The organism is Salipaludibacillus neizhouensis (assembly GCF_002886185.1).
In the GTDB taxonomy this organism is placed as follows: Bacteria; Bacillota; Bacilli; order Bacillales; family Salisediminibacteriaceae; genus Salipaludibacillus; species Salipaludibacillus neizhouensis.
In genome coordinates this window covers 1,720,006-1,735,364 of the sequence record NZ_KZ614146.1, presented here as the reverse complement: position 1 = coordinate 1,735,364, position 15,359 = coordinate 1,720,006, and the positions used below count along the sequence as shown (strand labels likewise).

Annotated in this window: 12 protein-coding genes and 1 pseudogene; all 13 read right to left on the bottom strand. The window is 36.8% G+C overall.

Annotated features, from left to right (window positions below; all coding sequences use genetic code 11):
- Positions 1-125 precede the first annotated feature (125 nt).
- Positions 126-1,625, bottom strand: coding sequence for a glycosyltransferase family 4 protein (locus tag CEF18_RS08135; RefSeq protein WP_110935999.1), 1,500 nt, complete (start codon positions 1,623-1,625; stop codon positions 126-128).
- On the bottom strand, positions 1,622-2,725 hold the full coding sequence (locus tag CEF18_RS08130; RefSeq protein ID WP_110935998.1) for a CotS family spore coat protein: 1,104 nt from the start codon (positions 2,723-2,725) through the stop codon (positions 1,622-1,624). The genes CEF18_RS08135 and CEF18_RS08130 overlap by 4 nt, the downstream gene beginning before the upstream one ends.
- A gap of 217 nt (positions 2,726-2,942) precedes the next feature.
- Entirely contained in the window at positions 2,943-4,364 is a 1,422-nt protein-coding gene (locus CEF18_RS08125) for a glycosyltransferase family 4 protein (protein WP_110935997.1), read from the bottom strand.
- Positions 4,361-5,455: pseudogene (locus CEF18_RS08120) on the bottom strand (CotS family spore coat protein). Before CEF18_RS08120 ends, CEF18_RS08125 begins: the two are co-directional and overlap by 4 nt.
- 207 nt (positions 5,456-5,662) lie before the next feature.
- Positions 5,663-5,998 carry a PNPOx family protein gene (locus CEF18_RS08115; protein WP_259457977.1) on the bottom strand — a complete coding sequence of 112 codons (336 nt, stop codon included), beginning with the start codon at positions 5,996-5,998 and terminating at the stop codon, positions 5,663-5,665.
- Between the two features lie 234 nt (positions 5,999-6,232).
- Entirely contained in the window at positions 6,233-6,772 is a 540-nt protein-coding gene (locus CEF18_RS26995) for a M20/M25/M40 family metallo-hydrolase (protein ID WP_310793590.1), read from the bottom strand.
- A 43-nt stretch (positions 6,773-6,815) separates the two neighbouring features.
- Positions 6,816-7,361 carry an amidohydrolase gene (locus CEF18_RS26990; RefSeq protein WP_310793589.1) on the bottom strand — a complete coding sequence of 182 codons (546 nt, stop codon included), beginning with the start codon at positions 7,359-7,361 and terminating at the stop codon, positions 6,816-6,818.
- Between the two features lie 519 nt (positions 7,362-7,880).
- Positions 7,881-10,019, bottom strand: coding sequence for an assimilatory nitrate reductase catalytic subunit NasC (gene nasC / locus CEF18_RS08105; protein ID WP_110935996.1), 2,139 nt, complete (start codon positions 10,017-10,019; stop codon positions 7,881-7,883).
- A 46-nt stretch (positions 10,020-10,065) separates the two neighbouring features.
- On the bottom strand, positions 10,066-12,426 hold the full coding sequence (nirB, locus tag CEF18_RS08100) for a nitrite reductase large subunit NirB (RefSeq protein ID WP_110935995.1): 2,361 nt from the start codon (positions 12,424-12,426) through the stop codon (positions 10,066-10,068).
- Between the two features lie 350 nt (positions 12,427-12,776).
- Positions 12,777-13,136 carry a hypothetical protein gene (locus tag CEF18_RS08095; RefSeq protein ID WP_110935994.1) on the bottom strand — a complete coding sequence of 120 codons (360 nt, stop codon included), beginning with the start codon at positions 13,134-13,136 and terminating at the stop codon, positions 12,777-12,779.
- Positions 13,137-13,288: 152 nt separating this feature from the next.
- The gene (locus CEF18_RS08090; protein WP_110935993.1) at positions 13,289-13,552 is read right to left on the bottom strand and encodes a stage VI sporulation protein F; all 264 of its coding nucleotides are present in this window, start codon (positions 13,550-13,552) and stop codon (positions 13,289-13,291) included.
- 191 nt (positions 13,553-13,743) lie between these two features.
- Positions 13,744-14,064 carry an LOG family protein gene (locus tag CEF18_RS08085; protein ID WP_110935992.1) on the bottom strand — a complete coding sequence of 107 codons (321 nt, stop codon included), beginning with the start codon at positions 14,062-14,064 and terminating at the stop codon, positions 13,744-13,746.
- Positions 14,065-14,073: 9 nt separating this feature from the next.
- Entirely contained in the window at positions 14,074-15,354 is a 1,281-nt protein-coding gene (locus tag CEF18_RS08080; RefSeq protein WP_110935991.1) for a peptidase, read from the bottom strand.
- Positions 15,355-15,359: the final 5 nt, after the last annotated feature.

The window sequence follows — 15,359 nt, the reverse complement described above, 5'->3', positions numbered from 1 at the left end:
AACTTTCTAAACATAGTATTTGGAAGGGTATTTGGCATGCACAAATTCAGTATAACATGATATTTTTAATATTTTTATTGAAAAATGTTGACAACTATTGGCTGGTTTTGTTGTTGTCGCAAAATTTAATTAAATATATTGATTTTTATTTTCACTAAGCCGAGGTTTTTTGAACGAGTTTTTCGGAATGGACTGTAAGGAAGTTTTTTCTTGTTCCGTGAGTATTGTTCCTTCTTTTCTTTCTGCCCTTTATCTTTCTTTCCTTTACCATTCTTCTCTTTATCTTTTTTCATTTTATCTTGAACCGTTTGATCATCTTCTACCTCAGTCGACTCTTCTAAGCTATCGTTTAGTTTCTTCTCGTGACCTTGAACCTCTTCTTCAGTTATTTGCAGTGTCTGTTCTGACTTATTTTCATTTAAATTTTGTTTTTCTTCGTTAATCAATGAAATATTTGCAGTGGCTGTGTTGTTTTCAATTCTGGTTCTGATCTCATCCCAGACTTGAGAAATGTCACTAACAACCCGATGCCAACTATGTTTTCTTTCAACGAATCTTCTTCCATATTGCCCCATTTCTCTGCAGAGACTAGGATTTGATAGTAATTTCGTTAAGTGTTTTACAAATTCCATAGGGTCTTCTGGCTTTTCAACGATTACTCCGTTTTTGTTTACTTCTATAACCTCAGGATTTCCGCCTCGCGCTGTCGTTATGATTGGTAACCCCGCAGCCATTGCCTCATAGTGGACACGTGCCAATGGTTCTTCCCATTGAGATGGACACACAAAAATATCTGCTGCTGCAAACCAGTTCTGAATTTGTCCAGGGTTTACAAAACCTGGTGTGATAACCGGTACAGGAAAACGATACGTAATTGCGCGAAGGTAAGCAATATAATCTGACATACGATTATCACTAAACCCCCTACCTCCGATAACTACGAGAGCAATATCAGGGTGATTTTTTGCCAACTCATGGATAGCATGTATGAGAACATCAGAACCTTTATTAGCCGAAAGTCGTCCTGCAAATAAGATAATTTTTTTTGACTCCAGATTATGCTCTTTCCGAATTGAATTCCCTAATTTTTGTCCCATTTCAGTAAAAACGGGGACAAACCGTTTTAAGTCGACTCCTGAATAAATGGTTTGTATTTTTGATTTTGCTTCCGGATAAAACTTGACGATTTCTTCGCCAATATAGTTACTAATCGTAATAATTTTATCTAAGCAGTTTATCGCTTTTTTCGCTTCTTCTTGCTCTATTTTTTCTTTTTTGAACATGTCATTATGCATGCTTAATATAATTCTAGAGTTTGGAGCCACATCATGCACGGCGCTTACAAGACGAGGACGATTAAAGATGTGGATTAGATCAAACCTATTTTCTCTCACATAAGTGGCAACGCCTTTACGATACGTCTCTAATAATTTCCCTGGGACTCTGACGTAATGAACGCCATCAATTGTTTCCTCATGAGGTAATTTAGGGTCATTAGTGCCTAGAATTGTTATCTGATGGTTCTTGCTTAGGATAGGGATCGCACCAGCTATATATGTTTGAATTGCGCCACCTTTAATAGGAGGATTGGGTAACTTTTCAGTACAAATAATTAGTACTTTCATTTATTTTTTCCTCCTTTCCATTCCTTTCTCAATTGTTCTATTACTGGCCATTTTGTATGATCGAGTTCTATGATTCTTTCAACATCCGATTTTAGTTTTTCATCTAAAAACAAACGAGGTTCATATAACATTTCTTTCATGTTTTTGTAAAATAAATTAGGCAGAGCCATATCAATAAGAAGAATTTCAAAAACAGCATCTTCGATAGGGTTTGCTTCATGATATGCTTCCAGTATTTCAAGAATCCAACTAACATCCCATTTCCCTAGATTTTCCAAACTTTCTTCAATTAATTTACGTAAATCTCTAATTGGTATATCATAAGCCACACCATCAAGGTCAATAATCCACATGCCACCAGTACCCATTTTCCCATTCCCCCATCCATAATCCTGGTGGGCCAGTCCCCACTCTTTATTTCCTCTAGCGGTCAACTGCGAATAGGGAGAGTTTTCAAGCATTGTCAAAGCTCTACGTGCTTGTTCCTGAAATGTATCAATTGTTGATAAAATTAGTCGACTTGCAGGCATATCATTGTGTGTATTAGCCACATCTTTAAACCATTTCATTTTTTTTATGGTTCTTTTATACGCTTTTGGCCAACGGTAAAGCCGTGAAGCGTGTTCAGCACCTATTGGGGTAACGTAACCTTTGGACAGATGATGAAATTCTCCAATAGCATTGCTTAGTATCTTAGTACCTTCTAAATCCTTTTTTACTTCATATAATGACTCTATCCATTCAGCAACGAACCAAATCTTCCCTCCCATTTCCACAGTATTTTCTCCCGTATTAGTTTTAACAATTGAAGGTACTCTAGCCTTTTTTATTTTTCTTAAATACTCTTGTGCACCGATACTAAATAAGCTTCGTATCGGTCTTCGATGGAGGATTTTTAAACTTTTTGGTCCTTGATCTGTTTCTATTTTCCAAATAAGGCCCCCTTTTTCTTCTTTCGTTGCCATCACTTCCATTTGGTTGACTTTAAAATTATAATGTTGTAATACTTCTAGGGCCATTTCTTCGATGTACGGTGGAACGTATAACTTTCCCAAAGTACTATCTATCTCCCATGGAATAATTAGTTGTTCTTCACTCATTCGATTACCTCCCAAACGTTTCTATAATTATTACTATATTCTCGATAAGAGCATCTAGATTGTACAATTATCTTGGCAAAGTAATTTATACCAGAATACCTATCTATTTATAGAAATATTCGCTAGTACTTCTCTTTAGATGATAAAATAAGCCGATAAAAAGTATAAGACATATACGAATGTACGTTGTCTTATACCTGTTATTCATTGTAAATTTTTAAAATAATATACTAACTAAACCTAGGTTTTTTGAACGTGACCTATTGAATGGGCTATAAGGAAGCTTTTTCTTTTTTCGTAATTGTGTTTTTTGGGTAATTGGAGACTGTTGTTCTTCTATTACAGATAACCGAGTGTTTATATTCTTATCTCTTTTTTCCCCTTGGATCTCTTGGTCAGCATTTGCTTCTTTTTGCTCAGTATCTTGAATGTTCTCCATTAATTGTTTCTTGCCTTGTAATGTAACACTTCCAATGGTTGTATTGTTTTGAATGTTATAATCAATCTCTTTCCACACATTTGCAATATCACTCACTACTCGGTCCCAGCTATGATTCCTTTCAACAAAATTTCGTCCGTGTTGACCCATTTGTTTACAGAGTTTAGGATTAGTAAGCAATGTGGATAAATGAGTGACAAATTCTTCAGGGTTGTCTGGATTTTCAACAATTAATCCATTTTTATTTCCTTCTATAACCTCAGTATTTCCTCCTCTTGCTGTCGTCACAATTGGTAATCCTGCAGCCATCGCTTCATAGTGAACACGGGCCAATGGTTCTTCCCATTGCGATGGACAAACGAATATATCGGCTGCTGCAAACCAGTTTTGAATTTGATCTGGTTGCACAAATCCTGTTGTGATAACAGGTATAGAAAAGCGGTTCGCCATAGCATTAATATAAGCGATGTAATCTGTCATGCGATTATCACTATACCCTTTGCTTCCCATTAAGACGAGTGCAACATTCGAGTGTTTTTTAGTTAACTTGTGGACAGCACGTATAAGGACGTCGGCACCCTTATTAGCGGAAAGTCTACCCGCAAATAAGATGATTTTTTTAGATTCGAGTTCGTACTCTTTGCGAATCCAATCTCCTAATTTCCTTCCTTTATCAGAGTAGATGGGTACGAACCGATCCAAATCAACCCCTGAATAAATAGTCTGTAATTTGGGTTTTGCCTCTGGAAATAGTTTGACGATTGCTTCTCCGATATAATTACTAATTGTAATTATTTTATCTAATTGACTAATGGCTTTCGTCGCTTCTGCAGGATCTATTTTCTCAATTTTAAACATATCATTGTGCATGCTTAATATTATCCGAGAGTTTGGTGCAACATCACGCACAGGACAAACCAGACGAGGACGATTAAAGATATGGATTAAGTCAAACGTGTTATCTTTCACAAAATTAACTATACCCTCTCGATATGTCTCTAGTAGTTTACCTGGGACTCTAACGTATTGAACGTCATCAATTATTTCTTCATCTGGTAGTGAAGGATCATCCCTGCCTAAAATCGTTATGGCATGATTTTCATTCAAATAAGGGACTGCGCCTGCTATATACGTTTGAATTGCCCCACCCTTAACTGGGGGGACTGGCAGTTTTTCAGTACAAATAATCAGTACTCTCATGTTGTATATCCTCCTTTCCATTCGTTTCGAAGTTGTTCAATAATAGGCCACTTTGTTTTATCTATTTCTACTATTCTTTCCACATCTAATTTAAGTTCATGATCCAAAAATAAACGAGGGTCAAACACCATTTCTTTTACATTTTTGTAGTATAAATTAGGAAGGGTCATATCAATAACCAAGATGTCAGAAACCTCGTCTTCAATTGGATTTGCTTCATGGTAAGCTTCGATCATGCCAACAATCCAATCCATATCCCATCTTCCAAGGTCATCCATGGCACCTATAATTAATTTACGCAAGTCTCTAATTGGTAAATCATAAGCAACCCCATCCAAATCAATAATCCACATTCCGCCAGTTCCCATTTGACCATCCGTAATCTTGATGGACAAGTCCCCACTCTTTATTTCCTCTAGCGATTAGCTTTTTATAAGAAGATTCTTCAAGCATTGTCAATGCTTTTCGAGCATGCTCCTCAAAAACATCAACAGTTGATAAAATTATTTCACTTGCAGGCATTTCATGATAAGCATTAGCCAAATCTCTAAACCAATTCATCTTTTTAGCAATTTTTTTATACGTTTTAGGCCAACGATAAAGTCGTGAAGCATTTTCAGCGTTTATTGGTGGATTGTAACCTTTTGATAGCTGATGGAACTTACCAATAGCATTGATTAGCAGTTTTGCACCTTCTAGATCTTCCGATACTTGATATAAAGACTCAATCCATTCGGCTACAAACCATATCTTTCCACCCATTTCAACAGTATTTTCCCCCGTTTTAGTTTTAACAATTGGAGGTACTCTTGCCTTTTTAACTTCCACTAAATACTCTTGTGCTCCAATGCTAAATAAGCTTCTCGTCGTCTTCTGTGAAGGATCTTTAAACTTTTGGGTCCTTCATCAGTTTCTATTTTCCAAATGAATCCTCCTTTATCTGCTTTGGTAGTTATTACTTCCATTTGAGTTACTTTGAAATTATAGTGTTTTATTACATCTATGGCCATATCTTCAATGAACGATGGGACATATAAATCTCCCAAAGAACCATCTAAATCCCAAGGAATAATTAGCTGTTCATTACTCATTCAATTACTTCCTAGATACGATATTTAATATCATATTCTTTAGACACGAATTTAGGTTGTACAAATATCACGGTTTTGTTATTTAAATCCATAATACTTATTTATGTGGAACACGGAATTCGAAGGTTTGCTTTATATAAAAAATCTTCATAAAAAAAGACGATCCCTGCAAGCCTGATTGTCAGGCCTTTAGAATCGTCCTTTAAGTTATTCGTTTAACAAACTGTAAACTTCTGCATCAAGCTTTTCAGCAAGTTTCGGATCATATGTTTTTTCATATTCTGTCTCTTTTGTTATTTTCCCGCTATAGAAGATGACGTCCTCAACAGTCTCTATTTCAACTGTAACCACTCGTAACTTCATGGTTTTATCGAATACGTCCGAGACGGATGCTTTACCTTTAACGGAAAAGCAACTTCCTGCACCTGTCACACCCAAGATAACTTGCAGATTCTGCTGAATGTTTGTTGCCGTTTTCGCTTTATGACCTAGCGCAAATTTTACCGTCTTCCCATCTTTATGTGCCACTAACCAGGAAATCACACTCAAATCAGGCTTGTTTGTTTCTGCGTCAGTTGTTACAAGAGATACTATTTTTCCCCTTGAAGTGATTCTACTAGTTCTGGACTAATCTTTTCTTCTGCTTTTCCCATCAAATTCTCCTTTTAAAACGAAAGTAATAGTTATTTCTATTTCTAACTCTAATACTACATGAGGGTTACGCTTCCTTGCAAACGATACCAAATTTAATTTCCTAGATATTAAAAATATGGTTGTTTATCCGTTTTTAGTTAACGTTTTTTCAATCGTTTTTAAAAGAATTTTTACGGCGACGGGAATCATCTCGAGGTTAAATCTCATGTTGGGGTGGTGTAGTCCTGGCTGAAGATTACAGCCTATTGCAAGCATTGATGCTTTTAACTCTGGTCGCTTTATCGTGTAATAATGAAAATCATCGCCACCTGTCGTTGTAATCATCGGTTTCAATGCTTTTTCTCCTAGTGATTCGCGAATCGCCCCTTCGATAATACTACGAGCTTCATCGCTAACGACAGCTGCTTTCATAGCAGCATCTAGTGTTAATTTTATAGAGATATTATGGTATTCGCTTAGTAAGCTTGCAGTATTTTCTAAGCGCTTCGTCATTTCTTCCATTAGCTCGTTACTCTGTGCTCTCATATCGATGGTGAATGTAGCTTTTCCTGGGATAATGTTCGTACTTGATCCTCCTGCATGAAAGGAGGTAACCTTCATGGAATGAGAAATCATAGGATTAAAATTCATATTATTAATTGCTTGTACGATCTCTGCGCCAATTTGAATAGCGTTCGAATTTAAATGAGGTCTTGCTCCGTGAGCATCATCCCCCCTCTATGAATCCTGAGATAAACTGGGCGGCACCATGAGATATCGCTGGAGCAAATTTTTCGTTATCAAGCTCTTGAAACGGGCGTAAGTGCATGCCATATAAGTAATCCACATCATCCACAACTCCATGTTCCACCATTTTCAGAGCCCCCGTACCTTTCTCTTCTGCCGGCTGAAAAATAAATCGGACGGTTCCCTTTAAATTAGTTTGATCTTTTACTAAAACAAGGAATGTGCCGAGCACAATTGTCATATGGGCGTCGTGGCCGCAGGAATGACTCGCCTGGAATTTACCATTTACATCTTGCCACAAAGCATCGATGTCGGCCCGAATTGCTACGATCGGTTTCCGTTGTCCGATGTCAGCAGTTAGACCAGTTGAATTATCAAATGTTTTGACCTTACAACCATAGGATTCTATAAAAGATTTAATATACTTGGTTGTATTCACTTCTTCCCAACTAATTTCGGGATTCGTGTGAAGATGTTGAAAGGTTTTTTCAAGTATTGGTTGAATACTTTCTACATTTTCCACCATATTCATAGCTCCCGTTAATAGCTTTTTTTACATTATAACAATACTGAAAAGAGTGTAGTATTACTTTTTTTGTATTTCTCTGATAATTTCTCGTGTATTTTTATGTTAGGTAGTAAAACCAGCTAGTTGCGTGTAGGTGCTAACGGCGTAAGTAGAAAACAGAAGTATGAGCGAGAATGAGAGAGATTGAAAAACCATTACTCAGTAGGCGCTTCTCGGACTACGATCACTCGTCGCTAAATAAACTTTGACCTCCTTAAGTCGGCTCGTTACACTATCGGTTTAATATAATAAGAAAAACGCGTAGCGTCTTTTATTACATGCATTGTGCTGAGCGAGTGGAGCCAGTGCCAGATTTTATCTTATCTGTGAACCAAAGAATAACTTCACTCTAAAAGTTATCCACAACCCCAAAATCTATAATTTCCTGGCTAAACGACAAGAAAAACACATGTAATTAAGCTACAAAGCTAGAATTACATGTGTTATGTCTCAATAAAATGTAGGGTAAAAAGAAGTTTAGTTTGCTACCGGACTAAGTTTTACCGCACTTACTTTAAATCCTGGCATTTTACAGGTTGGGTCTAGCTTTTTTGAAACTAAACGATTCACATTTTGTGAATCAGCCCAGTGAAAAGGGACAAAAACAGTATCTTTTCGGATCGTTTCAGACCACTTACTTCGTACAACAATACTTCCACGTTCTGATTCAATTTTCACCAAGGTGTTATCTTGTATGTGATACTTTTCCGCTGTTGATGGATGAATTTCCATGTATGATTCGAAATCGTGTGCGGCTAGCGTTGAACTTTTTCTTGTTTGGACACCAGTTAAATAATGAGCCATGACTCTTCCAGTTGTTAAATATAGAGGGAAATCTACCGTCGGAGTGTCCTTAGGTATTTCAGGTGTATTTGGCACTACAACCATGGATGCTTTCCCATCATCATGGGCAAACTCTTTCTCAAACAATCTTTCCGTTCCAGGATGATCTTCATCTGGACAAGGCCATAAAATTCCCTCTTTTTCTCTTATTCGATCATATGTTATCCCTGAATAATCTGCCTTTCCACCTTTACTTGCTATTCTGAGCTCATTAAAGACTTCTTCTGGAGAAGAAAACGAAAAATATTTCTCTTTTCCAAGAACTTGTGCTACTTCACAAATAATTTGCCAATCGTGCTTGGCTTCCCCTTGAACCGGAAAGCTTGCTTCTCGCAAAGTAACTCTACCTTCTACATTCGTCATCGTACCAGGTGTTTCTAAATAGGAGGTAGTTGGCAATATTAAATCTGCTAATCTAGCAGTTTCTGAAATGAACATATCTACGACTACGAAAAAATCGAGTTTCTCTAGTGCCTTTTTCACAAATTCAGCGCTAGGATTAGAAACTACTGGATTCGAACACATCAAGAACATTCCTTTAATTTCACCTTCATCTATTTTTTGAATCGTTTCAAAGGCAGAAACTCCTTTTCGAGGTAAGTCTTTTTCTTTTATGCCCCAAACATCCGCGATATACTTTCGATGTTCTTCATTTTCAATAGATCGATATCCAGGTAATTGATCTGCTTTTTGTCCATGCTCTCTTGCGCCTTGTCCATTTCCTTGTCCAGTTACAGCTCCAAATCCAGAATTTTTCTTGCCTATTTTCCCAGTAGCAAGCAGAATATTTAAAAAGTTTCGCACAGAGATCGATCCATCCGTCTGTTGTTCTACTCCTCTAGCAGTAAATATCATCCCGGAATCTTCTCTGCCAAAAACAGTGCCTGCTTTGATAATTTGCTCAACTGGGACTCCTGTTTGTTCGGCAATCTCATTTAAATCTAATGTAGCTATGTGTTCTTTAACTTCATCAAACCCATTAACACGCTCTTCTATAAAGCTTTCATCTATCAAATTTTCATCTACAATCACTTTTAGAAGTCCATTAGCTAATGCGGAATCCATTCCTGGCTTTACTTTCAAATGTAAGTCAGCCATTTTTGTAGTTGACGTTTCGCGTGGATCAATTGCTATAATAAATGCTCCATTTTCTTTTGCCCGCTCAAAATAAGGCATAATTGTTGGTTGGCACTCTGCGATGTTCGTTCCAGCAAGAACAATGCATCTTGTGTGAGGGATTTCACTGATTGTGTTAGTAAAACCCCGATCAACCCCAAAAGTCTGTGCAGCTGCAGAAGCTGCTGCAGACATGCACAAGCGACCATTATAATCGATATATTTCGTCTCTAATCCTACTCGGGCAAATTTGCCAAGTAAATAGGCTTCTTCATTAGTAATGGTTGCACTACCATACACGGATAATGCGTTTTTCCCATGTTTAGTTTGAATGGCGGCAAATTTTTCGCTTATTAAAGCATATGCTTCGTCCCAAGAAATTGGATGGAATTCACCATTTATCTTTCTTAATGGATGTTTAATACGGTCCGTGTGCACAGCATGTTGATGAGCATTTAAGCCTTTAATACATAAACGTCCTTCCGAGGTGGGATTATCTTTTCCTACCGTTTGGTACTTTTTCCTAGTGACCGTTGACTGTTCAATTAGCTGCATTTTACATTGCATACTGCAAAAGGGACATTGTGTGTCGTACAATTTTTCTGTTTCTGCTTCCTTTTGTCTCGTTCTGAAATATCTTAATAACTTTTCAGTCAATGTCTCTCATCCTTTGTTTGCGTATTTGCCACGATAGGACAGGTTATTATATCTGAACAGACTTTTCTAATGCTTTTCTGTTTTGGTAGGCATCGTTGTCCAAGCTTTCAATTAGTTGCTCTCTCAAGTCTTTATCAAATAAAACTTCTCTTATATGCAATAGATTGACTCGACTAATCCAGTCCCAAGTTCGTTCAGCAAATTTTGCCGTCTCACGGTAATATTGGATAAACCCAATAATAATACCGATTACTTCTTCTTCTGAATCCGCGACACAAAGCAACTGTCCAGGAAGTGCATTTCGACCACTGCTTCCGCCAACATAGATTTCCCAGCCTCGATCAAATTGGATCACGCCGATATCTTTTGTTGTCGAACCTGCTCCATTGTGCATACAAGCTGAAACTCCCATTTTGATTCGATGTGGAGTTACGAGATAATCCGTTTTCTTTTCTAGTTCAACCGCTAATTGAAGTGCATGATGTTTTTCACAAGTACAGACGGTTTCACCAATACAGGTTTTGATATTTTGGACCGTATTTCCAAAAGTACTACTTAATTGTAAGTCTAGATCACGCCATATATCTTTAAGATTGTCTTCTTTCACACCGAATAGATGAACTCTTTGTTCACTAGTTATCGCAACATTGGGAATCTCGTATTTCTCAACGACATTTGCAATTTTCCGTAATTCTGCTGCATTTGTAACTCCGCCATAGCTTTGTGGTGTAAGTGAAAATGTTCCGTCTTTTTGCTTTGTTGCATTCATCCGTTGATTGATAAATAACGATTCTTTATTTAACTCATATTCTGGATAAATCATGCCAAGGTAATATTGCAAAGCAGGAACACATGTAGAACAACCTTCCTGTTTAGACCAGCCAAGTTCCCTCATCACATCATGAATGGAAGCTAGGTTTCTAACTTGCATCTGCGAAACTATCTCTTCGTCTGTAAGTGTTGTACAAGAACACATTGGTTCTTGTACAATCACTTCATCAAAATCTTCACTTTGGATGTACATCAGCAGGTCTGTCACTAATGGTTTACAGCCACCACATGCACTTGAAGCTTTTGTGCATTGTTTTACTTCTTCAACAGTTGTTAAACCTTGTGATTGACAGGCCTCAATAATTGTTCCTTTTGGTACAGCATTGCAATTACAGATCAATTCAGTTTGCTCCATTGATGCAACCTGAGACGTCTGGTCCGATGCGTGTAATATTAGCATTTTTTCTTCATCAGTGATGACTTTTTGTTTGCTAATGATATCTAGCAGTTTGTTACCAGGCTGAGTATCCCCGAATAACACAGCACCTATTACTTTATCTTCCTTCAAAATTATTTTTTTATAATTTCCGCTTAATTCGTCATATTGAGAAATCGTTTTTGCATCTTCATCAGCGTAAAATTGACCTACAGAAAAGACATCAATTCCAGCAATTTTTAATTGTGTAGATAAGGTAGAACCTCGATAGCCTTCAGATTCTATCCCGCAAATTTTGTCCGCAAGTATTCTTCCTTGTTCATAAAGAGGTTTTACAAGTCCATAAACCATTTCACGGTGTTCTACACATTCGCCGACTGCATAAATATCTGGCACACTTGTTTCTAAATAGTCATTAACTAAAATGGCACGTTTCGTTTCTAAGCCACTATCTTTTGCCATTTGAATATTTGGTTTAACACCTACAGCCATAATTACAGCATCAGCTTCTATAGCGGAGCCGTCTTTAAATCGTAAGCCTTCTACATGCGTATCTCCAATTATTTCTTCGGTAGCTTTTTCTAAAAGGAAGTTCATTCCTTGTTTTTCTAACTCAAGTTGAAGCATTTTAGCAGCAGTTGGGTCTAATTGCCTCTCCATTAAACTACCAGCAATATGTACCACATCTACTTCCATACCTAAATTAAGTAATCCTCTTGCAGCTTCAAGACCTAAAAGTCCACCACCAATAACGGCTGCTTTTTTGCCTGTATTTGAAACGTTTATAATTTTCTGACAATCCTCTATAGTCCTAAAGCTAATAACTCCCTCTTTGTCCGATCCTGGAATGGGTAAGACAAAGGGGACAGAACCAGTTGCAAAAATGAGTTTATCGTAAGGAACTTCTCGAGTTTTATCAGTAATAAGTGTTTTATTATCAGTATCCACTTTCAGTACGGTTTCACCTTTATAAAGTACAATATCGTTTTCATCATACCAGGCGCTATTTTTTAATGTGATGTCCTCGACCTTTGTATTCCCTTGAAGTACAGTTGATAATAGAATTCGATTATAATTATCATGCGGTTCACTGCCAAACACGGAAATATCGAACATGTTAGGATTTTTCTTGAGGATTTCCTCAATACAATTCATGCCTGCCATACCATTTCCTATTAAGACTAGCTTTTGCTTTTTCATTTATGAAACCTCCAGATAAGAATCTAATCGCTTATTCCTCTAATACCGTTCATGGTCATAAACTGATAATATTTGTATATAAGTGCTCATTTAATGATTATATCTTTTAATCTTAACGATTGTTCGTGATAAAATCTCCTACTATGTCAGATGAATTGACAAGGAAATCTAAGCACTTAAATCTAAAGCATTTTAGAGAATAAATGTGAAACGCTTACAACCAAGGGGCACTTAGAAACCTTAAAAAGGTTGAGATTTTTAAAGAAATGTAATAATAAGCATACGAAAAAGCTTGAATAAATTCCTCTTCAAGCTTCTATATGTACTATTGCATTTGCTTACTAAATTAGTTACTGAACCTGAATGTCGTAAACAGCATTTTCTGTTTCTACTTTTAAGTTTTTCTTATTACTCGAGGTTACTATTTTCCCGTTAAGTGGGATCTCATAAATGTTTTGAGGTAATTGTTTTTCTTCGGTTTCGGTTATTTGAACAATGCCGTTTCCGTGAAGTACTAATTCCTTGCTTGAAATGTAATCATCAAAGGTGTCCTCGTTTGACTCAATAGAAAAATGTTCAAGTTGAAATGTGACTCGATCAATATCAAAGAGTTCCTTTAATCCTGTAGATAATTCTCCTTTTTGAATAAATACTGTTTCACCTGTATGCGATTCTAACCATGTTGATAATTCATTAATGTGCTTGTCCACTTTAAACCTCCATTCTTTCCTTATATAAATTGTACTTTTCCCAAATAAGTCCCCGTTCATTCTATTGGAAAAAATAACGAAAAAGAATTTCGAGGGTAAGAAATTCTTTTCGATTGAAATATAAACCCAGTTATCACACTAGATATAAGAATTTACTGTTTCTTATTATCCATCATGTTAGAGATTTTATTTATATTTATTGCGTTTGGGTCATCGGTTATAATTTTGACGATTTGATCTTCTTTTTCCTTAGTTATAGATTTATTTGCAGTGGCAGCAACTTTTTGGACTATTTCTCTTACTGTCTTTTCGTCTTTAAAGTTAGCTCCCTGAATAGAATTAGCTAATTTAATAATATCTGTAATTTTTACACCTGATTTTTTCTGGATGTTTTTAAATATTTTATCGAATGCCATAGTAAACACCTACTTTCTATTGTAGAAGTCAACAATTCAAAATTTGCATCACCTGATAAATCTAAATTGTTTGGAAGACTTACAATAAAAGTATGCATCTTAAATTTATTTGTTTGGGTTCATAACGATTTGAAGCTAAAAACTTTATGATTTTCAATATAATTTGAATCTAATATTAATAAAAAAAAGTGCTATTCCTTTTTTGAAGGAAAGCATCTCTTTAAAATAAATACTCGATTAATAAAGTCGATTTTACGATTTATGTAGTTACTCACCTTATAATTAGTAATTCGGTCAATTAGTGTTGTTGCATCATTTTCCATGACGACCATTTTTCTATACTTTACCTTTACAAACCCCTGACTAACCATGTGATCGAACAATGCAGCGATGGGTGTATAGTAGTCATTAATATTGAGTAGTGCACAAGGTTTATGATGATACCCGAGCTGAGCCCAAATTTGGCAAACAACCGTATCAAATGATAGCGGTTGTTTGCTGTTAGTTAACAAACCTTGTAATCAATATTCAACTCCACACCAATCAATCAGTGTTAAAACAATGATTTCAGCTGCTTCAAATACGCGATCTAGCTCAATATATTCATTTGGAAAATGAGCTTGGTCAGTTACGCCTGGTCCAAAAACAATCGATGGTATATTCCCGACCTGAGTCAATAATCCTCCATCTGTACCCCATGGGGAGGCTTCAATTATAGCTTCCTCATTTAAAACAAAACGATAATTTTCGGACAATAAACTAAGCAATTCGTGATCGCTGTCAATTGAACCTGGAAGCCACCTGCCACCATACCACTCAATACTAGCAGGATGAACATTAAACCACGGTTCAACTTCACCTAACCCTTCAATCCATGTTTCTATCTCCAACCGAGCATCTTCCATCTGTTCATCGGGGGAAACGCCCATTCTCCCTTCTAGGATGACAAAGTCAGGAACGGACGATGGCCACTCTCCCCCTTCGATTTTTCCAATATTGATTGGTATCGGAATGGGGATTTTCGCATATAAAGGATCAGTAATTCGTTTATTTCGTTGATCCTCAAGTTCTTTAATATGCTTAATAACGATCAAACTTTTATCGATTGCACTAACCCCTTCATATCGCGTACCACCGTGTGCAGATCGTCCCTTCACATGAATTCGAAACCACATTGATCCTTGCTGCTTAGGAAAAATTTTCATGTTGGTTGGTTCAGGAATGAGAGCTGCATCTGCTTGATATCCCCTAAGGATGGCTGCTAATGTTCCAGATCCGCCACTCTCCTCCTCAATCACACTTTCGAATATGACATCCCCTTTTAGCCTAATATTTAAGGTTTGAAGTGTTTTCAGTGCTACTAGCATAGAAACATTTCCACCCTTCATATCAGTTACCCCTCGACCGTACATCTTTCCATTCTTTACGATTCCACTAAATGGATCTTCCTCCCATTGATTCCTGTCTCCTGCCGGTACAACGTCTATATGTCCATTTAATATGATTGAACGCCCCCCACCCGTTCCTTTCAAAACCCCTACCACATTTGGACTTCCGCTAAAATCGTATCTAGAAGAAGCAAAATAAGGACTTGCTTGTAATTCTTCTCCATTAGGCTCCCATAGATCAACATCTAATCCCATATCAAAAAGTGTTTCCAATATAATTCGTTGTGCATCGGCTTCTTTTCCTTGTGTACTAGCTATTTGAACAAGTCGTTTAAGGAGGTGGATTCCGTCTTTTCGATTTGCTGTGATTGACTGATGAATGTTCTTTTGTAATATATTTGTTCTTTCCCCCATCGTTC

Coding starts and splice junctions, on each gene's coding strand:
- CEF18_RS26990 (WP_310793589.1), bottom strand. CDS start 7,361: ATGGTGGAAAATGTAGAAAGTATTCAACCAATACTTGAAAAAACCTTT.
- CEF18_RS08080 (WP_110935991.1), bottom strand. CDS start 15,354: ATGGGGGAAAGAACAAATATATTACAAAAGAACATTCATCAGTCAATC.
- CEF18_RS08135 (WP_110935999.1), bottom strand. CDS start 1,625: ATGAAAGTACTAATTATTTGTACTGAAAAGTTACCCAATCCTCCTATT.
- CEF18_RS08130 (WP_110935998.1), bottom strand. CDS start 2,725: ATGAGTGAAGAACAACTAATTATTCCATGGGAGATAGATAGTACTTTG.
- nirB (WP_110935995.1), bottom strand. CDS start 12,426: ATGAAAAAGCAAAAGCTAGTCTTAATAGGAAATGGTATGGCAGGCATG.
- CEF18_RS08125 (WP_110935997.1), bottom strand. CDS start 4,364: ATGAGAGTACTGATTATTTGTACTGAAAAACTGCCAGTCCCCCCAGTT.
- CEF18_RS08090 (WP_110935993.1), bottom strand. CDS start 13,552: ATGGCATTCGATAAAATATTTAAAAACATCCAGAAAAAATCAGGTGTA.